The organism is Pseudomonas sp. Z4-20 (assembly GCF_051131955.1).
GTDB lineage: Bacteria > Pseudomonadota > Gammaproteobacteria > Pseudomonadales > Pseudomonadaceae > Aquipseudomonas > Aquipseudomonas marvdashtae.
Genome location: NZ_CP071641.1, coordinates 5,406,114 through 5,431,939 on the forward strand (window position 1 = coordinate 5,406,114; position 25,826 = coordinate 5,431,939).

The 25,826-nt window shown below is 60.0% G+C and carries 25 protein-coding genes; 20 read left to right on the plus strand and 5 right to left on the minus strand.

All coding sequences use genetic code 11. From position 1 onward, the window contains the following. Positions 1–237: 237 nt before the first annotated feature. The 6 genes from tauA (at position 238) to J3P82_RS24640 (ending at position 5,773) form a co-directional block, all read left to right on the plus strand. Positions 238–1,215: a taurine ABC transporter substrate-binding protein gene (gene tauA, locus J3P82_RS24615; protein WP_434559298.1), complete on the plus strand. Its 978-nt coding sequence runs from the start codon at positions 238–240 to the stop codon at positions 1,213–1,215. 26 nt (positions 1,216–1,241) lie between these two features. After that, positions 1,242–2,036 carry a taurine ABC transporter ATP-binding subunit gene (gene tauB / locus J3P82_RS24620; protein WP_434559300.1) on the plus strand — a complete coding sequence of 265 codons (795 nt, stop codon included), beginning with the start codon at positions 1,242–1,244 and terminating at the stop codon, positions 2,034–2,036. After that, positions 2,033–2,872, plus strand: coding sequence for a taurine ABC transporter permease TauC (tauC, locus tag J3P82_RS24625; RefSeq protein WP_434559302.1), 840 nt, complete (start codon positions 2,033–2,035; stop codon positions 2,870–2,872). The genes tauB and tauC overlap by 4 nt, the downstream gene beginning before the upstream one ends. Positions 2,873–2,920: 48 nt before the next feature. Then, positions 2,921–3,763 carry a taurine dioxygenase gene (tauD, locus tag J3P82_RS24630; RefSeq protein ID WP_434559304.1) on the plus strand — a complete coding sequence of 281 codons (843 nt, stop codon included), beginning with the start codon at positions 2,921–2,923 and terminating at the stop codon, positions 3,761–3,763. A 126-nt stretch (positions 3,764–3,889) separates the two neighbouring features. Next, positions 3,890–4,567 (plus strand): hypothetical protein, encoded by a 678-nt coding sequence (locus J3P82_RS24635; protein WP_434559306.1) that lies wholly within the window; start codon positions 3,890–3,892, stop codon positions 4,565–4,567. Between the two features lie 3 nt (positions 4,568–4,570). Beyond that, positions 4,571–5,773 (plus strand): XRE family transcriptional regulator, encoded by a 1,203-nt coding sequence (locus J3P82_RS24640; RefSeq protein ID WP_434559308.1) that lies wholly within the window; start codon positions 4,571–4,573, stop codon positions 5,771–5,773. Positions 5,774–5,862: 89 nt separating this feature from the next. Here J3P82_RS24640 and mgrA read toward each other — a convergent pair whose 3' ends face one another. After that, positions 5,863–6,900 carry an L-glyceraldehyde 3-phosphate reductase gene (gene mgrA / locus J3P82_RS24645; RefSeq protein ID WP_434559310.1) on the minus strand — a complete coding sequence of 346 codons (1,038 nt, stop codon included), beginning with the start codon at positions 6,898–6,900 and terminating at the stop codon, positions 5,863–5,865. 100 nt (positions 6,901–7,000) lie between these two features. Further along, a complete protein-coding gene (locus J3P82_RS24650) occupies positions 7,001–7,891 on the minus strand; it encodes a LysR family transcriptional regulator (protein ID WP_434559312.1) in 891 nt (296 codons plus the stop codon). Between the two features lie 132 nt (positions 7,892–8,023). On the opposite strand from J3P82_RS24650, the gene J3P82_RS24655 reads away from it, so the two are divergent. Continuing rightward, a complete protein-coding gene (locus J3P82_RS24655; RefSeq protein ID WP_434559314.1) occupies positions 8,024–8,764 on the plus strand; it encodes an SDR family oxidoreductase in 741 nt (246 codons plus the stop codon). Positions 8,765–8,776: 12 nt separating this feature from the next. Here J3P82_RS24655 and betT read toward each other — a convergent pair whose 3' ends face one another. Beyond that, complete coding sequence (gene betT / locus J3P82_RS24660; protein ID WP_434563951.1) at positions 8,777–10,738, minus strand: choline transporter BetT; 1,962 nt, start codon at positions 10,736–10,738, stop codon at positions 8,777–8,779. A 335-nt stretch (positions 10,739–11,073) separates the two neighbouring features. Between betT and J3P82_RS24665 the strand changes: the two genes are divergently transcribed. The 12 genes from J3P82_RS24665 (at position 11,074) to J3P82_RS24720 (ending at position 23,172) form a co-directional block, all read left to right on the plus strand. Continuing rightward, positions 11,074–12,072 (plus strand): D-cysteine desulfhydrase, encoded by a 999-nt coding sequence (locus J3P82_RS24665; RefSeq protein ID WP_434559316.1) that lies wholly within the window; start codon positions 11,074–11,076, stop codon positions 12,070–12,072. A gap of 213 nt (positions 12,073–12,285) precedes the next feature. Next, entirely contained in the window at positions 12,286–13,086 is an 801-nt protein-coding gene (tcyJ, locus tag J3P82_RS24670; protein ID WP_434559318.1) for a cystine ABC transporter substrate-binding protein, read from the plus strand. Then, a complete protein-coding gene (gene tcyL, locus J3P82_RS24675) occupies positions 13,086–13,751 on the plus strand; it encodes a cystine ABC transporter permease (RefSeq protein ID WP_163006689.1) in 666 nt (221 codons plus the stop codon). Before tcyJ ends, tcyL begins: the two co-directional genes overlap by 1 nt. Before the next feature lie 3 nt (positions 13,752–13,754). After that, positions 13,755–14,516 (plus strand): L-cystine ABC transporter ATP-binding protein TcyN, encoded by a 762-nt coding sequence (tcyN, locus tag J3P82_RS24680; RefSeq protein WP_434559320.1) that lies wholly within the window; start codon positions 13,755–13,757, stop codon positions 14,514–14,516. A 458-nt stretch (positions 14,517–14,974) separates the two neighbouring features. Next, positions 14,975–15,742 carry a hypothetical protein gene (locus J3P82_RS24685; protein WP_434559322.1) on the plus strand — a complete coding sequence of 256 codons (768 nt, stop codon included), beginning with the start codon at positions 14,975–14,977 and terminating at the stop codon, positions 15,740–15,742. A 292-nt stretch (positions 15,743–16,034) separates the two neighbouring features. After that, complete coding sequence (locus tag J3P82_RS24690) at positions 16,035–17,276, plus strand: SfnB family sulfur acquisition oxidoreductase (protein WP_434559324.1); 1,242 nt, start codon at positions 16,035–16,037, stop codon at positions 17,274–17,276. A 23-nt stretch (positions 17,277–17,299) separates the two neighbouring features. Continuing rightward, on the plus strand, positions 17,300–18,493 hold the full coding sequence (locus tag J3P82_RS24695; RefSeq protein ID WP_434559326.1) for an SfnB family sulfur acquisition oxidoreductase: 1,194 nt from the start codon (positions 17,300–17,302) through the stop codon (positions 18,491–18,493). Further along, positions 18,493–19,854 (plus strand): LLM class flavin-dependent oxidoreductase, encoded by a 1,362-nt coding sequence (locus tag J3P82_RS24700; RefSeq protein ID WP_434559328.1) that lies wholly within the window; start codon positions 18,493–18,495, stop codon positions 19,852–19,854. The genes J3P82_RS24695 and J3P82_RS24700 overlap by 1 nt, the downstream gene beginning before the upstream one ends. A gap of 21 nt (positions 19,855–19,875) precedes the next feature. Then, positions 19,876–20,685, plus strand: coding sequence for a MetQ/NlpA family ABC transporter substrate-binding protein (locus J3P82_RS24705; protein WP_434559330.1), 810 nt, complete (start codon positions 19,876–19,878; stop codon positions 20,683–20,685). Positions 20,686–20,687: 2 nt separating this feature from the next. Further along, a complete protein-coding gene (locus J3P82_RS24710) occupies positions 20,688–21,812 on the plus strand; it encodes a methionine ABC transporter ATP-binding protein (protein ID WP_434559332.1) in 1,125 nt (374 codons plus the stop codon). Then, the gene (locus J3P82_RS24715) at positions 21,802–22,446 is read left to right on the plus strand and encodes a methionine ABC transporter permease (RefSeq protein WP_434559334.1); all 645 of its coding nucleotides are present in this window, start codon (positions 21,802–21,804) and stop codon (positions 22,444–22,446) included. Before J3P82_RS24710 ends, J3P82_RS24715 begins: the two co-directional genes overlap by 11 nt. A gap of 99 nt (positions 22,447–22,545) precedes the next feature. Continuing rightward, positions 22,546–23,172, plus strand: a complete 627-nt coding sequence (locus J3P82_RS24720) for a class I SAM-dependent methyltransferase (RefSeq protein WP_434559336.1) — start codon at positions 22,546–22,548, stop codon at positions 23,170–23,172. A 75-nt stretch (positions 23,173–23,247) separates the two neighbouring features. Here J3P82_RS24720 and J3P82_RS24725 read toward each other — a convergent pair whose 3' ends face one another. Then, the gene (locus J3P82_RS24725; RefSeq protein ID WP_434559338.1) at positions 23,248–23,814 is read right to left on the minus strand and encodes a transporter substrate-binding domain-containing protein; all 567 of its coding nucleotides are present in this window, start codon (positions 23,812–23,814) and stop codon (positions 23,248–23,250) included. 133 nt (positions 23,815–23,947) lie between these two features. Between J3P82_RS24725 and J3P82_RS24730 the strand changes: the two genes are divergently transcribed. Further along, positions 23,948–24,373 carry a DUF4399 domain-containing protein gene (locus tag J3P82_RS24730; protein WP_434559340.1) on the plus strand — a complete coding sequence of 142 codons (426 nt, stop codon included), beginning with the start codon at positions 23,948–23,950 and terminating at the stop codon, positions 24,371–24,373. Between the two features lie 83 nt (positions 24,374–24,456). Here J3P82_RS24730 and serA read toward each other — a convergent pair whose 3' ends face one another. Continuing rightward, on the minus strand, positions 24,457–25,686 hold the full coding sequence (gene serA / locus J3P82_RS24735; protein WP_434559342.1) for a phosphoglycerate dehydrogenase: 1,230 nt from the start codon (positions 25,684–25,686) through the stop codon (positions 24,457–24,459). Between the last annotated feature and the right edge of the window lie 140 nt (positions 25,687–25,826).

The window sequence follows — 25,826 nt, forward strand, 5'->3', positions numbered from 1 at the left end:
TGATGGGGACGCTTCTGTGGCGAGGGAGCTTGCTCCCGCTGGTCTGCGCAGCAGGCCCATCTTGCGGCCGCTACGCAGCCGAGCGGGAGCAAGCTCCCTCGCCACGGGGTTATTAGCCATCTTGGATAGATGTGTTCGCAAATAAGCTAATTCGAAAACGTTATTTATTTACCAATTCTTAGATCATTTAGTCTCCTCCAACGCCGAACATCCGGCGGCCTGTTGAGGAGCTTTTCCATGTCTTTGAGTTTCCCCCTTCGCCTTCTCGCGGCCGCTTCCCTGGCCGCGGCGAGCCTTTTTGCCCAGGCGACGGATTTGACCGTCGCCTACCAGACCACCGTCGACCCGGCAAAAGTCGCCCAGGCCGATGGCTCGTATGAGAAAGCCACCCAGGCCAACATCGACTGGCGCAAGTTCGACAACGGCGCCGATATCATTGCCGCCATCGCTTCGGGCGATGTGCAGATCGGCTACCTCGGTTCCAGCCCGCTGACCGCTGCCATCACCCGCAAGGTTCCGGTGGAGACCTTCCTCATCGCCACGCAGATCGGCGCCGCAGAAGCCTTGGTAGTGCGTGACGGCTCCGGCATCAAGACTCCACAAGACCTGATCGGCAAGAAAATCGCCGTGCCGTTTGTTTCCACCGGCCATTACAGCCTGCTCGCCGCGCTGAAACACTGGAACATCGACCCGTCGAAAGTCACCGTGCTCAACCTCGCGCCACCGGCCATCATCGCCGCCTGGAAGCGCGGCGACATCGATGCCACGTACGTCTGGGACCCCGCTTTGGGCGTCGCCAAGGAAAACGGCAAGGTGCTGATCACTTCAGCTGAGCTGGCCCAGTTTGGCGCACCGACGTTCGATGCCTGGATCGTGCGCAAGGATTTCGCCCAGAAGCATCCCGAAATTGTCACGGCCTTCGCCAAGGTCACCCTGGACGCCTACGCCCAGTACCGCAAAGACCCGCAAGCCTGGCTGGCCGATGCATCGAACATCGACAAGCTGGTGAAACTCTCCGGGGCCAAGGCCAGCGATATCCCATTGCTGTTGCAAGGCAACGTCTTCCCGCTGGCCGCCGATCAGCTGGTGAGCCTCGGCGCACCGACCACCCAGGCCATCACCAACACCGCCGCGTTCCTCAAGGAGCAAGGCAAGGTCGAGGCCGTGCTGCCGGACTACGCGCCATACGTCAGCGCCCAATACATCACGCGCTGATCAAGACGAAAAAGGGAGACGCCAAGATGGCCTTGCTACAGCTGGAGCGCATCAGCGCACAGTACCCCGGTGCAACGAAACCGGTGCTGGCAGATATTTCACTGACCCTGGGCCCGGAGCAATTGCTGGTTGCCCTTGGTCCCTCCGGCAGTGGCAAGACGTCGCTGCTGAACCTGATTGCCGGGTTCGTCGAGCCCAGCGCCGGGCAGATCACCCTGGACGGGGTGCCAGTGTCGGGCCCGAGCGCCGAGCGCGGCGTGGTGTTCCAGGACGATGCGCTGTTGCCTTGGCAGGACGTGCTGGCGAACGTCGGGTTCGGCCTGGAACTGGCAGGCGTCGCGAGGGATAAGCGCGAGGCCCGCGCCCGGGAAATGCTCGCCTTGGTGGACCTGGCCGGTTTCGAAAAACGTCGCGTCTGGCAGCTGTCCGGCGGCCAGAAGCAACGCGTCGGCCTGGCCCGCGCGTTGGCTGCCGATCCGCGCGTGTTGTTGATGGACGAGCCTTTCGGCGCCCTAGACGCGTTCACTCGCGAACAGATGCAGGAACTGCTGCTGCAAGTCTGGCAACGCACCGCCAAGCCAGTGTTCCTGATTACCCATGACATCGAAGAAGCCGTGTTCCTTGCCACCGACCTGATCCTGCTGGCTCCCGATCCTGGGCAGATCGTCGAGCGCCTGGGTCTGGATTTCGGCTGCCGCTACGGGGACGGGGAGTCAGCGCGGTCGATCAAGTCCGACCCACGCTTCATCGAGACTCGCGAGCATGTGCTTGCCAAGGTGTTTTCCCAACGCAGCGCCACTCGGCAACAGAAGCGCGCATGAGCAGTTACGAAATTCCAGCCGTGGCCCGTGACGCCGAGCCCGCGCGCCCTCCTCTACGCCTCCAACGGCAGCTGAGTACGCGCTGGATCAGCGGCCTGACCCTGATCGCGTTATTGGCACTTTGGTGGGCGGTTACCGCCAGCGGCCTGATCGAACCACTGTTCCTGCCGCCGCCCTCCGCCGTGCTGCAAAAAGGTTGGCTGCTGGTTACCAGCGGCTACATGGACTCCACGCTTTGGCAACATTTGGGCGCAAGCCTGGGGCGGATTGGCCTGGGTCTGTTGTTCGCGGTGCTAACCGCCGTGCCGGTGGGCATCGCTATCGGCGCGAACCGAATCGCCCGCGGCGTGCTCGATCCGTTGATCGAGTTCTACCGGCCGATTCCGCCGCTGGCTTACCTGCCACTGATCGTGATCTGGTGCGGCATCGGTGAGCTGTCGAAAGTCCTGCTGATTTACCTGGCGATCTTCGCCCCGATCGCCATCGCCACCGCCACTGGGGTGCGCACCGTCGACCCGGCCAAACTGCGAGCCGCGCAATCGCTGGGCGCCACGCGCGCGCAGTTGATCCGCCATGTGATCGTGCCCAGCGCCCTGCCCGACATCCTCACCGGTGTTCGCATCGGCCTGGGCGTGGGTTGGTCGACGCTGGTCGCCGCCGAACTGATCGCGGCCACCAGCGGCCTGGGTTTCATGGTGCAGTCGGCTGCGCAGTTCCTGGTCACCGATGTCGTGGTGCTGGGGATCCTGGTGATCGCGCTGATCGCCTTCGCCATGGAAATGGGCCTGCGCGCCCTGCAACGCAAGCTGGTGCCGTGGCACGGCCAAGCCCATTGAGACGCAATGACCACGCCGACCATTCGGCGCCACTTCGAGAGAACGACGATGAGCCGTCCGACCATTACTCCTTTGAGCATCGCCCTCGGCGCGCAGATCAGCGGCATCGATATCAGCCAGCCGCTAAGTCAGGAGCAGCGCGATACCGTTGAACAGGCGTTGCTCGACCATCAGGTGCTGTTTTTCCGCGACCAGCCAATCGAACCACAACAACAGACTCGTTTCGCCGCGTACTTCGGCGACCTGCATATTCATCCGATCTACCCCAACGTGCCGGATCAGCCCGAAGTGCTGGTTCTCGACACGGCCGTCACCGATGTTCGTGACAACGCCGTGTGGCACACCGACGTCACGTTTTTGCCGACCCCAGCCATGGGCGCGGTGCTCAGCGCCAAGCTGCTGCCGGCGTTCGGTGGCGATACGTTGTGGGCCAGCGGCATCGCGGCATACGAAGCCTTGTCGGCGCCGCTCAAAACCTTGCTGGAAGGGCTGACGGCGACGCACGACTTCACCCGCTCGTTTCCCCTCGAGCGCTTCGGCAATAGCGCCGAAGATCTGGCGCGCTGGGAACAAGCACGCCGCAAGAACCCACCGCTGTCCCACCCGGTGATTCGCACGCACCCGATGAGTGGCCGTCGCTCGCTGTTCGTCAACGAAGGCTTTACCACGCGCATCAACGAACTGTCGGAAACCGAAAGCGAGGCGATCCTGAAACTGCTATTCGCTCACTCGATACGCCCGGAATTTACCCTGCGCTGGCGCTGGCAAGCCAATGACGTGGCGTTCTGGGACAACCGCGTCACCCAGCATTTCGCCGTAGACGACTACCGCCCCGCCCGACGGGTGATGCATCGGGCGACGGTGTTGGGGGATGTGCCGTTTTTCCGATAACCGTCTGTAGGACCTTTTTTTAGCAAAGAGCTATCCGATCATACCTGTACAAAAAAACAGTCATCGCTTCCATAACGAAGAAAAATAGGTTAAAAATCCGCTTACCGAACAGTGAGTGGTGAAAACATGGTCACGGAACAAGAAATCCAAGCCTTCATTCGTGCGCAGGTCGACAAGGAATTTTTTGATGAGCTTGGGGTTCTGATACCTCAAACCTTTCAGAAAGCCTCCAAGGAGGTACGAGATCTCTTGCTCCACACTCCTCATGAAGACCTGAGAGGTCACCTGCGCCATTCACTGGTCCAGGAAGCCTTAGCGGGAATGAAACGATGGAATCCGATCATCAAAGCAACTGATCCTAAAGGACATAATTACGTTCTTTTGGAGCTGGGAGAGCTGCGTATCACCTCTGTCGTCCTGCCTTGGCAAAAAGAGATCCGCGCTGCGAAACACCGCAATGAACTGAAGCTCTTAAACGAGTCATTGGCCTCCCAACAGATGGACTGGATTGATGGATTGAAACAAACCGTCACCGAACAGTTGATTCACGCCCTGATAATAGTCCATGCGCCACCGCCGCAATCAGCCGAACAGTCAGAGCCTAGGGCCATTATGATGGCTGTGCCTTATTTCAACGGCCAAGGCTTCCATATGGATTGCACGTTCGAAGAACTCCTTCAGGGCTATTCTGACGAACCAGCTGTTGACCAGAAACCGATTGAATTGGTGAAATTGCGAGATAAGATGCGCCGCGCTGAAGCACTTGAAGACCAAATTGACGATGAGCACATTTCCAAGAGGTGAACCATGAGAACTGGAGTCGCGGGCTTTCAGTCCGAGCGTCTCAAGCAGCTTCGGCTCACGTTTGGCATCACCCAGACCGCTTTAGCCGAAATGGTAGGACGCGCCTCTGGAAACATTTCTAAGTGGGAGAATGGACTCCAGGTCCCTGAGGCCGATGCATTTCAACGTCTATGCGAGGTTTTCGGCGTCAGTGAAAACTGGCTGATCGAGGAGCAAATCGTAACGAGTGAGCGCACGCCTTTTTTCTTCCGTTCACAGCTGAGTGCCACCGCTAATGCAAGGGAAATAGCGGAAGTACGCTTGGAGTGGCTTCAGGACATATCCTATAAGCTTCAGGAGAGCCTCGAATTCGTCGCTGTTAATGTTCCGCATTTGGAGGAAAGCAATTGCCTGCTGATTTCAGACCAAGAAGTCGAGCGAATGGCAAGCGAATGTCGTCAAGCTTGGGGATTGGGGATAGCGCCCATACCCAATGTTGTTCAAACGCTCGAAAACGCCGGTATCGTCTGTGCTCGAACCACGCTCAACCATCTAAAAATGGATGGAGTGTCGAACTGGTATGAGCTCGATCAGCGACCGTATGTACTCTTGGTAGCAGACAAAGCCAACGGTATACGAAATCGATTTGACGCGGCCCACGAGCTTGGACACATCGTTCTGCATCGATACATTTCCAAGGAGCAATACGAGAAAAATTTTAGGCTTCTTGAATTACAGGCTCACCGATTCGCCAGCGCATTTTTGATGCCTGCCGAAAGCTTCCTTAGAGAGATTCGCTGGCCTACGCTGGATACGTTACTAGCGCTAAAACCCCGCTGGAAGGTCTCTGTCGCTGCGATGGTCCGTAGATGTCTTGATCTTGAGATTATCAACGACACCACGACAAATCGACTGTGGAAAGCAAGGTCAGCAAGAGGCTGGGTCAAGGGTGAACCCATGGATGGCGACTTCGATTTTGAGAGACCTCAGCTAATTGCCAAAGGCGTAAGGATGCTTGTGGAAAACAAAGTCCTTTCCCGATCACAAGTCAGGCAGCTATTGGGGCTGCCTCTGCCAATTCTTGAGGGCTTGTGTAGCTTGGATAAAGGCTATTTCACATTACCTGATCAATCCCAGGTGATCGACATCCAGCTCAGGAAACGTTCTGCAAGGGATACGTTTTTCAGCGAAACGGCAGAAGTACTCGGTTTTCCTAGCAGAAAATAACAGTTTTAATCGTCGGAGAAAGTCACGGATAAAGCGCCACATCAATAGGCATGTATATCCGTGACTCTCCTGCTAGCCTTGCGAAAAGGTTACTCCGCCGACGAAGGCTTCTCCCACAGATTGATCCCGCCTTCCTGGGCAAACCGATCGATCTCGGCCAGCTCCTCGGCGCTGAAGCTCAGATTCTTCAAGGCGCCGACGTTCTCGATAATCTGCTCCGGCCGGCTGGCGCCGATCAGTGCGCTGGTGACGCGCGGGTCGCGCAAGGTCCAGGCCAAGGCCATCTGCGCCAGGCTTTGGCCGCGACGCTGGGCGATTTCATTCAGGGCGCGGACGTGGGCAATGTTTTCGTCGGACAAGTGCGAAGCCTGCAACGAGCCGCCACCCGGACGGTTGACCCGAGCATCGGCCGGAATGCCTTTGAGATACTTGTCGGTCAGCAGGCCCTGGGCCAGCGGCGTGAAGGCGATCACGCCGGTGCCCAGCTCTTGGGTGGCATCCAGCAAGTCTTTTTCCACCCAGCGGTTGAGCAGGTTGTAGGCCGGTTGATGGATCAACAGCGGGACGTTCCATTCCTGGAGCAGCGCGGCCATTTCCCGGGTCTTCACGCCGGAATAGGAAGAAATGCCGATGTACAACGCCTTACCTTGCTGCACGGCGGTGGCCAAGGCGCTGGCGGTTTCTTCCAGTGGCGTGTCGGGGTCGAAACGATGGGAATAGAAGATGTCGACGTAATCCAACCCCAGGCGTTGCAAGCTCTGGTCAAGGCTGGCAAGCACGTACTTGCGCGACCCGCCGCCCTGGCCATAAGGACCTGGCCACATATCCCAACCGGCCTTGCTGGAGATGATCAACTCGTCGCGGTACTGCTTGAAATCCTCACGCAGCAACCGGCCGAAATTGATCTCGGCGCTGCCGTAGGGCGGGCCATAGTTGTTGGCCAAGTCGAAGTGATTGATGCCCAGGTCGAACGCTGTACGCAACAGTGCTCGCTGGGTCTCGATCGGCGTGCTGTCACCGAAGTTGTGCCACAACCCGAGTGACAGCGCCGGCAGCACCAACCCACTGCGACCCACGCGGCGGTAAGGAATGGACTCGTAGCGGTTTTGCGCAGCGGTGTAAGTCATCGAATGGGCTCTCTGTTCGGGCGACGGGTGGCAGAAGCTAACATTTCACAGACGCATCACCCAGGCCAAAAGTTCGCCGCAGTGGTAGGAGGGACATTAACTAACGCGCCTGCGCAAACACCTCGGCCACCCAATCCACGAACACCCGTACCCGCGGCGACATGTGCCGGTTGTGGGGATAAAGCACCGACACCGGCATGGGCGGCGGAGGGGTGGCGGTGAGGACTTCCTGGATCAGGCCCTGCTTGATCTGCTCCTCCATCCGGTAGTGCGGGCACTGGATCAGGCCCAGGCCGGCGATGGCCGAGGCGGCGTAGATTTCAGCGCCGGACACCGACAACGTGCCCCCGATCGGCACTTCCTTGATGTCGCCATCGACCATGAATTCGAACGGATACAGTTTGGCGGTGGTGCGAGAGACGTAGTTCACCGCCCGATGGTGGCGCAAGTCATCGAGACTTTTCGGTTCGCCGTACTCGCGCAAATAGCCGGGGCTGGCACAAGTGATCTGCCGGAGAGTGGCGACACGCCGGCCAATCAACGACGAATCCCCCAGCGTACCGGACCGCAGCACGCAATCGACGCCTTCGGCAATCAGGTCGACGAAGCGATCCGCCTCGCTGATGAACAATTCGACGTCCGGGTAGCGGGCCATGAATTGTGGCAACGCCGGAATCACGAAATACCGGGCCTGGGTTCCGTGCAGGTCCACCCTCAGCTTGCCTTTGGGCGCCACGCCGCGAAACGCCAACTCGGCCTCTTCGAGTTCCGCCAGCAACTGCACGCAGCGCGGGTAGTAGGCCTCGCCATCGAGGGTCGGGCGCACTTTGCGCGTGCTGCGTTCAAGCAATCGGACGCCCAGCCAGGCCTCGAACTGATTGAGCGTATGGGTCAGCGTGGCCCGGGGCATGTTCAAGTCTTCAGCGGCCAAGGTGAAGCTGCTGCGCTCGTATATTCGGACGAACACCCTCATTGCCCTGACTTGATCCATCTGACTGGCGCGCCTTGATTGTTGGTGGATATTGAACAGTCAAGGCAACTCTCAGGCATTTATCGCCGAGAGTAAACATGTGAATCTGGCTCCAACGAATCACTGCACTCCCCCTAAAGAGGAACTCTTGCCATGACTGTCCAGAACTCGAAAGTCGCCATCGTGACCGGCGCCTCCCGCGGCATCGGCGCGCAGATCGCCAAGCAACTGGCCAGCGACGGTTTTGCCGTTGCCATCAACTTCGCCAACAGCGCCGCCGAGGCCTCGAAGCTCGTGGTGCAGTTGCGCCAGGCCGGGCACCTGGCCATAGCGGTGAAAGCCGATGTGTCTGTCGCGGCGGATGTAAGCCGGATGTTCGATGAAGTCGAGACACAGCTGGGCAAAATCGATGTGCTGATCAACAACGCCGGCGTCCTCCAGGTCATGCCCCTGGCGCAGCACAGCGATGAGCTGTTCGACCGCACGTTCGCCATCAACACGCGCGGCACCTTCAACACCCTTCGCGAAGCCGCGACCCGGTTGAATGATGGCGGCCGCATCGTGAATTTTTCCAGCAGCACCGTAGGCCTCAACCTGCCCGGCTACTCGGTGTACATCGCCAGCAAGGCCGCCGTGGAATCCCTGACCCAAGTGTTCGCCAAGGAGCTGCGCGGTCGGCAGATAACCGTCAATGCCGTGGCCCCCGGCCCCGTCGCCACCGAGCTGTTCATGCAGGGCAAGAGCGAAGAGCAGGTCCAGCACTACGCCAAGATGCCGCCCTTGGAGCGCCTCGGCCAACCGGAAGACATCGCCAGCATCGTGTCCTTCCTGGCCAGCCCGGCCGCCGGTTGGGTGAACGGGCAGATCCTGCGGGCAAACGGTGGGCTGGTTTGAGGCCCCTTCCGATCAGCGCACCAGATGCAGGAACTGCATGTGCCGCTCGTACTGGTCGAGGATGTCGTTGATGACCTGTTCCTTGGAATAGCCCACCAGGTCGTAATCCTGGCTGCCTTCGCTCAGGTGCACTTCGGCACGGTAATAGCGGCGATTGTTGATTTGCTTGGAGCCCATGCCGCCGCGGGCGAAGGACGGCGTGAAGTAGCCGCGCATCTGCACCTGATAGATGAACGGATGCTGCTCGCCGTGACCGATCTCCAGGCTGACGCTGTCGTTGGCCGGGTCTGGCTGCGTCACCACGGTCAGGCCTTTTTCGGCGAATACCGCTTTCACTTCTTCGATGGCCGGGCGCACCGTGGTGTCGAGGAAGCGGTATACCTCGTCGCGAGAAGGAAAGTGCACCGCCTGGCTCAGGCGCTGGCGCCAGCCACCCGTGCCGCGCCGTGAAGCCGACACCGGTGCCAGGGAATGCAATTGCGCGATCTGCTTCTGGGATTCGAGGTAGAACGCCTTGTGCAGGCCCCACATCATCAGCAAGAGAATCAACGAGAACGGCAAGGACGTCAGTACCACGGCTGATTTGAGCGCATCGATACTGCCGGAGAACAACAACGCACTGGTCACCAGGGCGGTCATTGCGCCCCAGAACACCCGCAGCCATTTCGGCCCGTCTTCATCGGGGTTGCCGCCCTTGGCGGACAGCGTCGACAGCACCACGGTGCCGGAGTCGGCGGACGTGACGAAAAACACGAAGCTGATGAATACCGTGACCGCGATGACGGTCTTGCTCCACGGATAGGTTTCCAGCAGCAGATAAAGACTCATCGACGGATTTTCCAGGGCCGACATGCCCAGTGCGCTCATGCCGTGGTTGAGCACCTGGTCCATGGCGCTGTTGCCAAAGATCGACATCCACGCCAGGGTGAAGCCCAAAGGGATCAACAGCACGCCAAACACGAATTCGCGGATGGTGCGGCCACGGGAAATACGCGCGATAAACAGTCCCACGAACGGCGACCAGGCGATCCACCAGGCCCAGTAGAACACCGTCCAGCCGCCCAGCCAGTCGCTGGGCTCGTTGTAGGCGTAAAGGTCGAAACTCTTCATCGGCAGGGCGCCGAGGTAATCGCCGATGTTCTGGATCAAGGTGTTGAGCAAATGCTGGGTCGGCCCGGCAAACAGCACGAACAGCAACAGCGCGCAGGCCAGCAGCATGTTGATGTCGGACATGACCCGCACGCCTTTGTCGACACCGGCCACCGCGACGATAATCGCTGCCCCCATCATCAGCACGATCAGGCCGACCTGGATCCATTGGGTGTGGGCGATGCCGAACAGGTAATCCAATCCGGAATTGAGGTGCAACACACCAAACCCCATGTCCGCGCCAAGGCCAAACACCGTCGCGATGATGCCGAAGCCGTCCACCGCATAACCGATAGGGCCGTTGATGCGTTTGCCAATCAGCGGATACAACGCCGAACGCAAGGCCAATGGCAAATTGTGCCTGTAGGCGAAGTACGCCAGCGCCATGCCGACAAACGCAAACACCCCCCAACCGTGCAGGCCCCAGTGCAAAAACAGGATCTGCATGGCCTGGCGCGCCGCGTCGGCGGTTCCGGCCTCGCCCTGGGGCGGCTGGACCAAGTGGGTCAGCGGCTCGGAGACGCAGAAGAAAAACAACGTGATGCTGATCCCGGCGGCGAACAACATGCCGGCCCAGGACAGGTAACTGAATTCGGGCTCGTCGTGGTCGGCACCGAGCTTGATCTTGCCGTAGCCGGACAAGGCGGTGACCACCACGAAGACCAGATACAGCGTCATCGCCAGCATGTAGTACCAGCCGACCGTGTTGGCCGCCCAGTTCTGCGCCGCCAGCAGCCAGGCGCCGGCCTGCTCCGGCGCGGCAATGACGACCAGGCCGAACAGCAGGATGAAGGTCGCCGCGAAGTAGAATACCGGCGGATTCATGCGGACCAGGCCGCTGGGTGGAAGGGACGAAGTACTCATCGACGAAGCACCTCGCAAAACGAAATCATGACGTGTGCAAACGGACTCGGCAAAGGCAAGCCTCCTGTTGTGAGCGGGCAGCAAACCAAGGGTTTAACTTGAATGAACGTTCAAGTTAAACATGAATAGGCTGCTAAGGACTAATCGCAGGGCTCAACGGCACGCTTCCTACACTAGTCCATGGGTGGGTATGACGCTGCCGGGAGCGCATTCGTTCAGTGCTCCGCCCACACGCCAGTTGCCCCTGAATATCGGCGTGCCTATAGTCCGCTATCGCCTACAACCAGTACGGACCCATGATCAAAGAACAGTTGTCTCGCTTCAGTCGTCTTGACCTGCTCGGCCATCCGACACCGCTGGAAAAACTTGACCGCCTCTCCCGTTGGCTCGGCCGGGACATCTACGTCAAGCGCGACGACCTGACGCCCCTGGCGCTCGGTGGCAACAAACTGCGCAAGCTCGAATACCTGGCCGCCGACGCCTTGGCCCAAGGTGCCGACACACTCATCACCGCCGGCGCGATCCAGTCCAACCACGTCCGCCAGACCGCAGCCCTGGCCGCGAAGCTCGGCCTGGGTTGCGTGGCGCTGCTGGAAAACCCCATCGGCACCGAGGACAGCAATTACCTGGGCAACGGCAATCGGCTGTTGCTTGAGCTGTTCGACGCTAAAGTTGAGTTGGTAGACAACCTGGACAATGCCGACGAACAGCTGCATGCGCTCGCCGGCCGCCTGCGCAGCAGCGGGAAAAAGCCTTACCTGGTGCCGATTGGCGGCTCGAACGCGTTGGGTGCGTTGGGGTATGTGCGCGCTGGCCTGGAGTTGGCCGAACAGATCAAGGACACCGGCATCGAATTCGCCGCCGTGGTGCTGGCCTCGGGCAGCGCCGGTACCCACAGTGGCCTGGCGCTGGCTTTGAGCGAAACCCTGCCCACGCTTGCGGTCATTGGTGTAACGGTGTCCCGTAGCGAGGAGGACCAGTTTCCGAAGGTCCAGGGCCTGGCCGAGCGCACGGCAGCGTTGCTCGGAGTCCCCCTTGCGAAGGCGTTCAAAGTGAATCTATGGGACGAGTATTTTGGTCCCCGCTACGGCGAACCCAACGCCGGCACGTTGGCGGCGGTCAAGCTGCTGGCCAGCCAGGAAGGCCTGCTGCTCGATCCGGTCTACACCGGCAAGGCCATGGCCGGCCTGCTCGATGGCCTTGGTCGCGACCGCTTTGACGACGGCCCGATCATCTTCCTGCACACCGGCGGCGCGCCAGCGTTGTTTGCCTACGACGCGGCGCTAGGGGCGTGAAACTCCTGACAGCGGTTACATTCCGCTTTGGAATATATGGATGATTTAATATTATTTTCCAATCTATGGAACGCAACTTATAGTCGCGCCGCTGGCGTATTTGCCACGAGACGCATCACCTGCTTTTAAGGCAGGATGTGGCAACACTTTCGTACCGCGGCTACGCCTTCTCTTGCCGATAAACGTCTTCATAAGAAAACACAGGGGCTTGTCATGAATTTTTCCGCATTACGTCGCAACCTGCTGGTAGGTTCGTTGGGCCTGGCATTGAGCACCGGCCTGCTGGGGCAGGCGGTTGCCGGTGAGCAACTGCAAAAAATCAAGGATGCCGGCGAGATCAAGATCGGCTTGGAAGGCACTTATCCACCGTTCAGTTTCGTTGATGATGGCGGCAAGCTGACCGGCTTCGAAGTGGAGTTTTCTGAAGCCTTGGCCAAGGAGCTGGGCGTCAAGGTGAGGCTGCAGACCACGCCTTGGGCCGGTATCCTCGCGGCCTTGGAATCCAAGCGACTGGATGCGGTGGTCAACCAAGTGACCATCTCCGAAGAACGTAAGAAAAAATATGATTTCTCCGAGCCGTACACCGTCTCCGGGATTCAAGCGCTGGTACTGACCAAAAAAGCCGATGAGCTGAACATCAAGAAAGCCGCCGACCTGGACGGTAAAAAAGTCGGCGTGGGCCTGGGCACCAACTACGAACAGTGGGTGAAAGCCGAAGTACCGGGCGCGCAAGTCAAAACCTATGATGATGACCCCACCAAGTTCCAGGACCTGCGCGTCGGCCGCATCGATACCATCCTGATCGACCGTCTGGCCGCTCTGGAATATGCCAAGAAGGCCAAGGACACCACCGTCACCAGCGAAGCCTTTTCGCGCCAGGAGTCGGGTATTGCCCTGCGCAAAGGCGAGCCTGAGCTGTTGGCAGCCGTGAACAAAGCCATCGAAAAACTGCGCGCCGACGGTACGCTGAAGAAGCTTTCGGAAAAATACTTCAGCGCTGACGTCACCCAATAATGGAAGCAGCTCTTCAACTCGCACTGGATTCCGCGCCCTTTCTGCTCAAGGGCGCGTACTACACGGTCATCCTCAGCCTGGGCGGAATGTTCTTCGGCTTGTTGCTGGGGTTCGGCCTGGCGCTGATGCGTCTGTCGCGTTTCAAGCTGGTGAACTGGATCGCGCGTATCTACGTGTCGTTCTTTCGCGGCACGCCGCTGCTGGTGCAGTTGTTCGTGATTTATTACGGACTGCCGCAACTGGGCATCGAGCTGGATCCGCTGCCGGCGGCCCTGATCGGTTTCTCGCTGAACATGGCCGCCTATGCGTGTGAAATCCTGCGGGCCGCCATCAGTTCCATCGAGCGCGGTCAGTGGGAAGCGGCGGCCAGTATCGGGATGACCCGTGCCCAGACACTGCGCCGGGCCATCCTGCCGCAAGCCGCACGCACGGCGCTGCCACCATTGGGCAACAGCTTCATTTCCCTGGTCAAGGACACCGCGCTGGCGGCAACCATCCAGGTGCCGGAGCTGTTCCGCCAGGCGCAACTGATCACTGCGCGCACCTTCGAAATTTTCACCATGTACCTTGCCGCCGCGCTGATCTACTGGGTTCTTGCCACCGTGCTTTCGCACTTGCAGAACGTATTGGAAGCCCGGGTCAATCGGCATGACCAGGAGTCCTGACCCATGATTGTCGTGGAAAAACTGACAAAGCAATTCAAGGGTCAGGTGGTGCTCAACGGCATCGACCTGAGGATTGAAGAAGGCGAAGTGGTAGCGATCATCGGCCCCAGCGGATCGGGCAAGACGACATTCCTGCGCTGCCTGAATTTCCTCGAAGAACCCACCAGCGGACGGATCATGGTGGGCGACATCGAAATCGATGGCAGTCGCCCGCTGAACCAGCAGCAAGGCTTGGTGCGTCGTTTGCGCCAGCAGGTGGGCTTCGTGTTCCAGAACTTCAATCTGTTTCCCCATCGCACCGCACTGGAAAACGTCACCGAAGGTCCGCTGGTGGTGAAAAAGACCCCGCGTGCCGACGCTGAAGCCTTGGGTCGCAAGCTACTGGCCAAGGTCGGCCTGGCCGGCAAGGAAGACGCTTACCCGAGGCGCCTGTCCGGCGGTCAGCAACAGCGCGTGGCGATCGCCCGGGCGCTGGCGATGGAACCTGCGGTGATCCTCTTCGACGAGCCAACCTCGGCCCTCGACCCGGAACTGGTGGGTGAAGTGCTGGCAACCATCCGGGGCCTGGCCGAAGAAAAACGCACCATGGTCATCGTGACTCACGAAATGGGCTTCGCCCGGGATGTAGCCAATCGCGTGGTGTTCTTCGACAAAGGCGTAATTGTTGAGCAAGGTGAAGCCAAGGCGTTGTTCGCAGCTCCGAAAGAAGAACGCACTCGACAGTTTCTCAGCAAGTTCCTCTCGTCCGGACACGGCGCGCAGTAATTTATTGGCTTGTCGACACTTCCAGGGACGGAAGTGAAACAAGTCCAACTTTAAAAAGCCAAACATCCGCGCATCGAAAACAACGTCCAATCGCAACTTCTCCACGGCAACCCCAATAACGAACAGGCAGGTTGTTGGCGCGCTTTACTTCCATTGACCTCTCCACCCACGCCAGCCCAAAGGCGCCTTTCCTAGCGTCCAACGAACGCGACATTCCGAGGAAAAGTGCGCTCGACGCCGCGCATTAATAACTCCGACGCGTAGGACATTTCTGAAGACTTGCTTAATTAACTATTAAGCAATCGCCGCTATTGACAGTGAAACTGCCGAACCTATATCTAGCTTGAACACGCATCACGGGTTTTATTTTCGGCAGTAACACATCACAAAGTGTCGCGACTATCAGTCGTCTTTGAACTTTCGGAACATAGTTCGTTTTAGACATCAAGGAGAACACCATGACAAGTATGTCGAATTTCCCTGAGTTGGCCGCGCCCAACCTGGCCAGCGGCCAACGTACCGGCATCAACATCACCAGCGCCGAGCACCTGGAAGTCGTCATTGCCCCTTACCCGGGTATGGACCCAGGCGACCTGATCGAACTGTTCTGGGACAACTGCTACGTTGGCTCGCGCCTGCTGTCAGAGGCGGATATAGACGGCAGCGTCAGTTTGCGCGTCCCCGAGAGCTTCATCGTCAACGGCACCTCGCGCATCCACTATCGGATCATGCAAATTGGACGAGGGCCGTCGCTGTCGGCAACGCAACAGGTGCAGGTCAAGCTCGATTGCCCCGGCGGACGGCCTTCATCCTTGCTCGGCGACGAGAATCAGGGCCTGGCGCCGGCGCGTATCCCGGACACCATCCGCCGCCAAGGCGTGAACCCCAATCAGATCAAACGCGGTGTGCCGTTGACCATAGAGCCCTACCTGAACATGGCGGCCGGCGATGCGATTACCGTGCGTTGGGGCGACGTACGCATGGATCTGCCACCCATAAAGCCTGGCGAAGTGGGGCAGCCCGTTCACGTCTGGGTGCCGCCGGAAGTCATCATGGAAGCGGGTGAAGACCTGCGTCTGGAGGTGACCTATTGCATCATCGACCGGGTTGGCAACAACTCCCACTGGGCACCACCACGGACTTTAAAAATCGGTTGCGCCAACCCTTATCCGAAGCATCCTGCGAAAGAACCGCTCATGGTCGCCGAACCGCGTCACCGAAAATAATGGTGACGCTCGTTTTTTGTGGCAAGGGCGTCTGCTTCCTCGCCACAAAAACCGCTTCGCCCAAGGAGCGTATGCCTTCGATTTAAAACCCACCTATGGATATTCTTAAAAGTTAGTTCAAAAACCCTTTATACGCGTTTAGGGTATATGCACCGGACCACCGGACATTCTTGATTTTCGTCCACCGCATTCATCGCGGTGTTTTCTTGAGATGTGAGGTGGGTATGGTACGGAACACAATCACCCCGGTGCGGGGCGCCAAGGCACTGAATGCAGCCACGGAGTGGCTGTGATGTCCGATCTGGCGCAAGCAAAGGTCCAGAGCGACCAAGACATCGCTCCCCTGTTATTGCCGGCACAGGTCCTGCGCACCGACGCCGAAGCAATCAAGGCTGCCCATGAACTGGCGCAGCTCGCCCGGCAGCAGGCCGCGCGTCGCGACCAGCAGCGTAAACTTCCCTGGTCAGAAATCGAACAGTTCACCCGCAGCGGGCTCGGCAGCATTGCCGTTCCTCGCGAATATGGCGGCCCGCAAGTTTCGGCCGTCACCGTCGCCGAGGTGTTCGCGATCATTTCCGCGGCTGACCCGGCCCTCGGTCAAATTCCCCAGAACCAGTTCGGCGTGCTTCAGCTAATTCTCGCCACAGGCACCGAACGGCAGAAAAAAGTTCTCCTCCAGAGCGTGCTCCAAGGCTGGCGCATCGGCAACGCAGGGCCGGAGCGTGGCACTCGCAACACCCTGGAACTCAAGGCGCGGATCACCAGCGACGGTGACGGTTTTGTCATCAATGGGCAGAAGTTCTATTCCACCGGCGCGCTGTTCGCTCATTGGGTGGCGGTCAAGGCATTGGACGACGAGGGTCGCCAGGTATTGGCGTTCGTTCGGCGCGGCACGCCGGGTCTGCGGATAGTCGATGACTGGTCGGGCTTCGGCCAGCGGACCACGGCCAGCGGCACCGTGCTGCTGAACAATGTGCGGGTCGATGCCGAACTGGTACTGGATAACTGGCGCATCAACGACACACCGAATGTACAAGGCGCGTTCTCCCAACTGATCCAGGCCGCTATCGACGTAGGTATCGCCCGCGGCGCCATTGACGATGCGATCGCCTTCGTTCGCGAACGCGCCCGGCCGTGGATCGACGCCAAGGTCGAGCGCGCCAGCGATGATCTTTATGTCATCGCCGACGTCGGCCGGTTGAAGATCGAACTGCACGCCGCCCAAGCGTTGCTGCGCAAGGCCGGGCGAGTACTGGACCAAGTCAACGCCATGCCGATTACCGCTCAGTCCGCAGCCCACGCGTCGATAGCCGTGGCCGAAGCCAAGGTGCTGGCGACTGAGGTCGCCCTGCAAGCCAGCGAAAAACTCTTCGAGCTGGCCGGCAGCCGCGCCACCCTCGCTGAATTCAATCTCGATCGCCACTGGCGCAACGCGCGGGTCCACACCCTGCACGACCCGGTGCGCTGGAAGTATCACGCAGTCGGCGACTATCGCCTGAACGGCACCTTGCCGGCCCGACATTCCTGGATCTGACGACCCGACCTCTGGAGCAGCACATGACGCTTTCCCAACACGTCGCGGTAATCACCAGCGATGAACAAGCCCTGATCGTGGCCAGCGACCTGGCCGATGACTTCAAGCGCGACAGCGCCCTGCGCGACCGCGAACGTCGCCTGCCATACCCGGAATTGGAGGCTTTCTCCCGCTCCGGCCTGTGGGGCATCAGCGTGCCCAAGGCCCACGGCGGTGCGGGCGTATCCAACGTCACGCTGGCCAAGGTCATTGCCCTGATCGCCCAGGCTGACGGCTCGCTTGGGCAGATCCCGCAAAACCATTTCTACGCGCTGGAAGTGTTGCGGGTAAACGGCAGCGAAGCGCAAAAACAACGCCTGTACGCCGACGTCCTGGCCGGCCAACGTTTTGGCAATGCGTTGGCGGAGCTCGGCACCAAGACCGCCCACGACCGCACCACGCAATTGCGTCGCGACGGTGAGGGCTACCGGATCAATGGTCGCAAGTTCTACGCCACCGGGGCGATCTATGCCCAGCGCATTCCTACCTCGGTGGTGGATGAGCACGGCGTGCAGCAGTTGGCATTCGTCCCGCGCAACAGCAAGGGCCTGACCGTGATCGACGACTGGAGCGGTTTCGGCCAGCGCACCACGGGCAGCGGCTCGGTGGTGTTTGAAGATGTACAGGTCGCCGCCGAAGACGTCGTGCCGTTCCAGAGCGCCTTCGAACGCCCTACTCCGGTTGGCCCGCTGGCGCAGATCCTCCATGCGGCCATCGACACCGGCATTGCCCGCGCCGCCTATGAAGACGCCCTGCATTTTGTCCGCAACAAAACCCGCCCGTGGATCGACGCCACCAGCGACGTCGCCACCCAGGACCCGCACACCCTCAAGAGCTTCGGCCAACTGAGCATTCGCCTGCATGCCGCCGAAGCCCTGCTGGAACGCGCCGGTGAATTTCTCGACCTGGCCCAGGCCGATACGAACGCCGAAACGGTCGCGGCAGCCTCGATCGCCGTCGCCGAAGCCCGGGCCATCAGTACTGAAATCTCGCTGTCCGCCGGCAGCACGCTGTTCGAGCTGGCAGGCAGCCAGGCGACCCTCGCCGAACACGGCCTGGATCGCCACTGGCGCAACGCTCGGGTGCACACCCTGCACGACCCGGTGCGCTGGAAATACCACGCGGTCGGCAATTTCTACCTCAACGATGAAAACCCGCCGCTGCGAGGGACCATCTGATGGCCCACGGCAAAAAGAAGATCCTGCTCAACGCGTTCAATATGAACTGCATCGGGCACATTAATCACGGCCTGTGGACCCATCCCCAGGACACGTCTACCCAATTCAATACGATTGAATACTGGACCGGGCTCGCGCAGTTGCTCGAGCGCGGATTGTTCGACGGGCTGTTCATCGCCGACATCGTCGGGGTCTACGACGTCTACCAGCAATCGGTGGATGTCACACTCAAAGAGTCGATCCAGTTGCCGGTCAACGACCCGTTGCTGCTGGTCTCGGCGATGGCGGCGGTTACAAAGAACCTGGGCTTCGGCCTCACCGCGAACCTCACGTATGAACCGCCCTATCTGTTCGCCCGACGCATGAGCACGCTGGATCACCTGACGCACGGCCGGGTTGGCTGGAACATCGTCACCGGTTACCTGGACAGCGCCGCCAAGGCCATGGGGCTTACCACCCAGGTCGAGCACGACCGTCGCTACGACCAGGCCGACGAATACCTGCAGGTGCTTTACAAATTGTGGGAAGGCAGCTGGGAAGACGACGCGGTGATCAATGATCGCCGGCAACGGATCTACGCCCAGCCGGAGAAAGTGCACAAGGTCAGCCACCGGGGTGAGTTCTACCAGGTCGAGGGCTATCACCTCTGCGAACCGTCTCCGCAACGCACACCGGTGCTGTTCCAGGCCGGCAGTTCCGAGCGCGGCTTGCGGTTCGCCGGGGGCCATGCCGAGTGTGTGTTCATCAGCGGCCAGAACAAAGCCGCGACCAAGGCCCAAGTCGACAAGGTCCGCGCCAGTGCCGTCGCGGCTGGGCGACATCCCGAGGACATCAAGGTGTTCATGGGCCTGAACGTGATTGCCGGGCAAACCGAAACCGCCGCCTGGGCCAAGCATGCCGAGTACATGAGCTATGCCAGCGCCGAGGCCGGCGTCGCGCACTTTAGCGCGTCGACGGGCATCGATTTTTCCGAGTACGCGTTGGACGAACCGATCCAGTACGTCAAGAGCAATGCCATCGAGTCCGCCACCAAGACGCTGCAGAACAACGACTGGACCCGACGCAAGCTCCTGGAGCAACACGCCTTGGGCGGCCGCTACATCACCGTGGTCGGTTCGCCCGCGCAGGTGGCCGACGAGCTGGAATCGTGGATTGCCGAGACCGGCCTCGACGGCTTCAACCTGACCCGCATCGTCACGCCCGAGAGCTATGTGGACTTCATCGACTTGGTGATTCCCGAGCTGCAGCGACGCGGCTCGTACAAGACCGAATACGACGACGGTACGTTGCGCGCAAAGCTCTTTCAGGGAGGCGCCCGATTGCCCGAACAACATACCGGCTCCACCTACCGGCACTCTTAATCAATGACTGGAACAACCGACATGACCAAGCACCTCCTGACCCTGCCAGTCAAAGCACTGGCCCTGGCCCTCGGCCTGTTCAGTTCAGCTCTCTTTGCGGCTGATGCTCCGTTGAAAATTGGCACCACCGCCGCCTTCGCCATTCCGCTGGAGGCCGCTGTCGAAGAGGCGGGCAAACAAGGCCTGAAGGTAGAACTGGTGGAGTTCAGCGACTGGATCGCACCCAACGTCAGCCTCGCTTCCGGCGACATTGACGTGAATTACTTCCAGCACATCCCTTTCCTGGAAAACGCCAAGGCCTCCGCCGGATTCGATCTGGTGCCGTTCGCGCCGGGAATCATCAACAACGTAGGGCTCTATTCGAAACGTTACAAAAGCTTCGACGAGCTGCCCGAGGGGGCGAGCGTTGCCATTGCCAACGACCCGATCAACAGCGGTCGCGGCTTGCAACTGCTGGCCAAGGCCGGGCTGATACAGCTCAAGCCGGGCGTGGACTACAAGGCCACCGAAGACGACATCATCGCCAACCCGAAGAAGCTCAAGATCCTGCAAGTCGAGGCCGTGCAACTGGTGCGCGCCTATGAAGATGCCGATCTGGTGCAGGGCTATCCGGCCTACATTCGGTTGGCGAACACCTTCGACGCCACGTCCGCCCTGCTGTTCGACGGTCTCGACCACAAGGAATATGTGATCCAGTTCGTGATCCAGCCCAAGAGCAAAAGCGATCCTCGGCTGATCAAGTTCGTCGACATCTACCAGCACTCCCCCGCCGTGCGCGCAGCCTTGGACAAGGCCCACGGCAAGCTCTATCAAGCCGGTTGGGAAAGCTGATCATGAACGCCGTCAACACACTGCTCAAACAGCAGGCACCCACGCCACGGACAGCCGAGCGCACCGAACTGCACCCGCAGCTCAATCGCGCCCATGTGCGTTTCATCGGCCTGGGCAAGACTTACACGGGTGCCCAGGGGCCGGTCAATGCGCTGCTGGGCATCGACCTGGCGATCCAGCACGGCGAGGTGTTCGGGATCATCGGCCGCAGCGGCGCTGGCAAATCATCGTTGATCCGCACCATCAACCGGCTCGAACAACCCACCAGCGGGCGCGTGCTAATCGATCAGGTGGACATCGGCGAGTTCGATGAGGATCGCCTGGTGGCGCTGCGCCGACGCATCGGCATGATCTTCCAGCACTTCAACCTGATGTCGGCCAAGACGGTGTGGCAGAACGTGGAGCTGCCGCTGAAAGTGGCCGGCGTGCCCAAGGGACAACGGCAACAAAAAGTCCGCGAGCTGCTCGAACTGGTGGGATTGCAGGGCAAGCACGGGGCTTATCCGGCGCAGCTCTCGGGCGGGCAGAAGCAGCGGGTCGGGATAGCCCGGGCGCTGGTCCACGATCCAGAGATTCTTCTGTGTGACGAGGCCACTTCGGCGCTGGATCCGGAGACGACTCAGTCGATCCTCGGTTTGCTGCGCCAGATCAACCAGCGGCTGGGCCTGACGATTGTTCTGATCACCCATGAAATGGCGGTGATCCGGGAAGTCTGCGACCGGGTGGTGGTGCTCGAACAGGGGCGAATAGTCGAGCAAGGGCCGGTCTGGGAAGTCTTTGGCAACCCGCAGCACGACGTCAGCCGGACGCTGCTGGCGCCGCTGCAGCACGCGTTGCCTGAGGAATTGCAGAACCGCTTGCAGCCACGACCGCCGTCGGCGGCTGCCGCCACGGTGCTGCGCCTGCAATTCACCGGGACAAGCCGTGATGAACCGGACCTCGCTGCGCTGTTCAATGCCCTCGGCGGACGGGTGCGGCTGCTGCATGGCGGCATCGAACGGATCCAGGGCCATGGGCTCGGGCAATTATTGCTGGCGGTGAGCGGCTCCTCATGGAGCGCGGAAGAATTGCGCCAACGGGCAGGCGCTTGGGCGCAACACGTGGAGGTGCTGGGTTATGTGGCTTGATCGGTTATTGCAGGGTTTTATCGACACGTTCCTGATGGTCGGTGTGTCGTCGTTGATCGCTTTGCTGGCGGGCATTCCGTTGGCAGTGATCCTGGTCACCAGTGGCAAGGGCGGAATCTATGAAGCACCCGCCGTGAACAGAGCCCTGGGCGCGTTCGTAAACCTGTTTCGCTCGATACCTTTCCTGATCCTGATGGTGGCACTGATTCCGTTCACCCGGTTGATCGTCGGCACCACCTACGGCGTGTGGGCCGCGGTGGTACCACTGACCATCGCCGCCACGCCGTTCTTCGCCAGGATCGCCGAAGTCAGTCTACGGGAGGTCGACCATGGCCTGATCGAAGCCGCACAGGCCATGGGCTGCCGGCGCTGGCACATCGTCTGGCACGTGCTGCTGCCCGAAGCGCTGCCGGGCATCGTTGGCGGTTTTACCATCACGTTAGTGACCATGATCAACTCATCCGCGATGGCCGGGGCAATCGGCGCCGGTGGGCTGGGCGATATTGCCTACCGTTACGGCTACCAGCGTTTCGACAGCCAGGTGATGCTCACGGTGATCGTGTTGTTGGTGGCGCTGGTGGCGGTGATCCAGTTGGGTGGCGACCGCTTGGCGCGAAGCCTGAACAAGCGCTGAAACGCGGCATCACGGGAGCGAGCCTGCTCGCCGGTGGCGATTAAGCCGCAAGCCTGCTTGCGGTATAGTCGACCAACGCTCCCCACCCAAGCCGTGACCATGAAACACACACCCGACGACCTGCGCACCATCACCGCCACGACCCTGGGTCACTACAACGAAGTGGCAGAAGAGTTTCGCGAAGGCACACGCGACCACGATGTCAGCCAGAACATCGACGCCTTGCTGCGGCACATCCAAGGCCAGGCGCCGTTTCATATCCTGGACTTCGGCTGCGGTCCGGGACGGGATCTGCGCACGTTCACCGCGATGGGTCATGTTGCGGTCGGCCTCGACGGCTCAGAAGAATTTGCCCGGATGGCGCGCCAGGACAGCGGCTGTGACGTGTGGCGCCAGGACTTTTTGCAACTCGACCTGCCAGCCGAACGCTTTGACGGGATTTTCGCCAACGCGGTGCTGTTCCATGTTCCCGTCCAGGAACTGCCTCGAGTGCTCAGGCAATTGCACGCCACGCTCAAGCCCGGCGGCGTGTTGTTCAGCTCAAATCCCCGGGGTAAAAACCAGGAAGGCTGGAACGGCCAGCGATTCGGTGCGTATCACGATCTCGACGCCTGGCGGGCGTTGCTCACCGAGGCGGGGTTCGTCGAGCTGGAGCATTACTACCGACCGGCGGGGCTGCCGCGAGAGCAGCAGCCTTGGCTGGCGAGTGTGTGGCGTAAAGTTTAAAGGCTGACCGGTCTGGTCCGGGTGGATGCTGGCCCCCGTGGCGAGGGAGCCTGAATCCGACTTTTTAAGCGCCTGTCAGTCCGGCTTGACCAACCACTTCTGCGACAATTGCTCCAGCCGCCCGTCATCCTTGATGCGACTCAGGGCATTGTCCAGGCTGGCCTTGAACGCCGGGTTGCCCTTCTGGAACGGAATCACCAGGCTGGGCGGCGGGCCCTGCTTTTCCTCCGGCTGGAATGACTGGACCAGGACCAGCGGACGTTGCGGCTCATCCTTGCTGGCCAGCAGCTGTGCATCCGGTTGGCCGTAAGTCGCGCTGGTGTCGAAACGTTCCGCCAGTTCCGGGGTCATTGCTATGTGGTTGATGGCGACGTCGTACTTGCCGCTTTCCACACCGGCCAGCAGATCCGCGGCATCGGTAACGACAAAATCGGGCCGTACATCGAGCTCACTGGCAAGCATTTCGCCCAGTTCCACTTCGAAACCGGTGAGCTTGCCGTCCTCCTTGAAGTTGAAAGGAGCCATGTTGGCCTCGAGGGCGATCCGCAATTCGCCACGGTCGTTGATGTCGTCGATCAGTTCCGCATGGGCCAGAGGGCTCAACAGGGGTAGCAGGCAGATCAGGCCAGGCAGAAAACGCATGGTCACTCCTTTGTATTTATACAAGCGACGCTCGTGTCAGGCTCGCTTTGCTATGGTTGTTGCAGGCTTCGACAACGATTGGTCATGAAGTTGTCATGACCGAACGGATTTCATGGAAAAACTGGAGAAAAAAATGAAAAGCTTTATGTCTCGTGCCGCGTTGGCCGGTCTGTTGTTGGGCGCTTCGATGCTGGCAAGCGCCGCGACGCCGGCGCCCAAAGGTGCAGAAGTGTTCATCGTTTCCCCGGAAGACGGCGCCACCGTCAGCCAGGAATTCAAGGTCAAGTTCGGCGTCAAGAACATCGCCCTGGCCCCGGCGGGCGATGTGACGAAAAACACCGGTCATCACCATTTGCTGATCGATGTCAAAGACCTGCCAGAGGAAGGCGCACCGATTCCGACCGACGCCCACCACATGCATTTCGGCAAGGCGCAGACCGAAGCCACTATCAAACTGGCTCCAGGCAAGCACACCTTGCAATTGATCCTGGGCGACAGCGGCCACATGCCGTTCGACCCGTCGATTGTCTCCGAAAAGATCACCGTGAACGTGAAGTAACGATACCCGGCAAAAAAAACGGGAGCCCTTTTCGGGGCTCCCGTTTTTTTTCGCAAGCCAAACCTCGACTTGCAGTCAACTTCCTAGAACAGCACGCGGCAACGAATGGTGCCGTTGATGTGCTGCAGCTTCTCTTGCGCCAGGTCTGAGTATTCGGCATCGACATCGATCACGACGTAGCCGACTTTCTCGTTGGTCTGCAGGAACTGACCGGAAATATTGATGCCGTTTTCGGCGAAGACCTTGTTGATCTCGCTCATCACACCCGGAATGTTCTCGTGGATGTGCAACAGGCGGTGCTTGCCAGGGTGAGCCGGCAGGGCCACTTCCGGGAAGTTCACCGACGATACCGAGGTACCGTTGTCGCTGTACTTGACCAGTTTTTCCGCCACTTCCAAACCGATGTTGGCTTGGGCTTCAGCGGTGGAACCGCCGATGTGCGGAGTCAGGATCACGTTGTCCAGGCCACGCAGCGGGCTTTCGAAGATGTCGTCGTTGGAGCGCGGCTCCACCGGGAATACGTCGATGGCAGCGCCGATCAGGTGCTTGTCCTTGATCGCTTCGGCGAGGGCGTCGAGCTTGACCACGGTGCCGCGTGCGGCGTTGATCAGGATCCCGCCTTTCTTGATGGCACGGATTTCCTTCTCACCGATCATCCACTGGGTGGCGGCGGTTTCCGGCACGTGCAGGGTGACGATGTCGGACATGCCCAGCAACTCGTGCAGGTTATTCACCTGGGTGGCGTTGCCCAGCGGCAGCTTGGTCACGGTGTCGTAGAAGAACACCTGCATGCCCAAGCCTTCAGCCAAGACGGACAGTTGCGTGCCGATCGAGCCATAGCCGACGATGCCCAGCTTCTTGCCACGGATTTCGAAGGAGTTGGCCGCGCTCTTGATCCAGCCGCCACGGTGGCAGGAAGCGTTTTTCTCAGGGATGCCGCGCAGCAGCAGGATCGCTTCGGCCAGCACCAGCTCGGCAACGGAACGGGTATTGGAGTATGGCGCGTTGAATACCGCGATACCGCGCTCACGGGCTGCGTTGAGGTCGACCTGGTTGGTGCCGATGCAGAAGCAGCCGACCGCGACCAGTTTCTTGGCGTGGTCGAAGATCTCTTCGGTCAATTGGGTACGGGAGCGAATGCCGATGAAGTGAGCATCGGCAATCTTTTCCTTGAGCAGGGCTTCCGGCAGAGAACTGGTGATGTACTCGATGCTGGTGTAGCCCGCCGACTTGAGGACGTCGACAGCCGATTGGTGGACGCCTTCGAGAAGAAGGAACTTGATCTTGCTCTTATCGAGAGAAGTCTTGCTCATCTGCGTAAACCTGTGTCCCGGAGAAAAATGGCAGGGAATCGGGCAGCATAGGCTGGCCCGACCGGCATGACAGCCGTCGCCGCAGAACAGCCGTTGGGCACTACGCTGCGGGGTCGGTATGCTAGCATATGCCCCCCGCA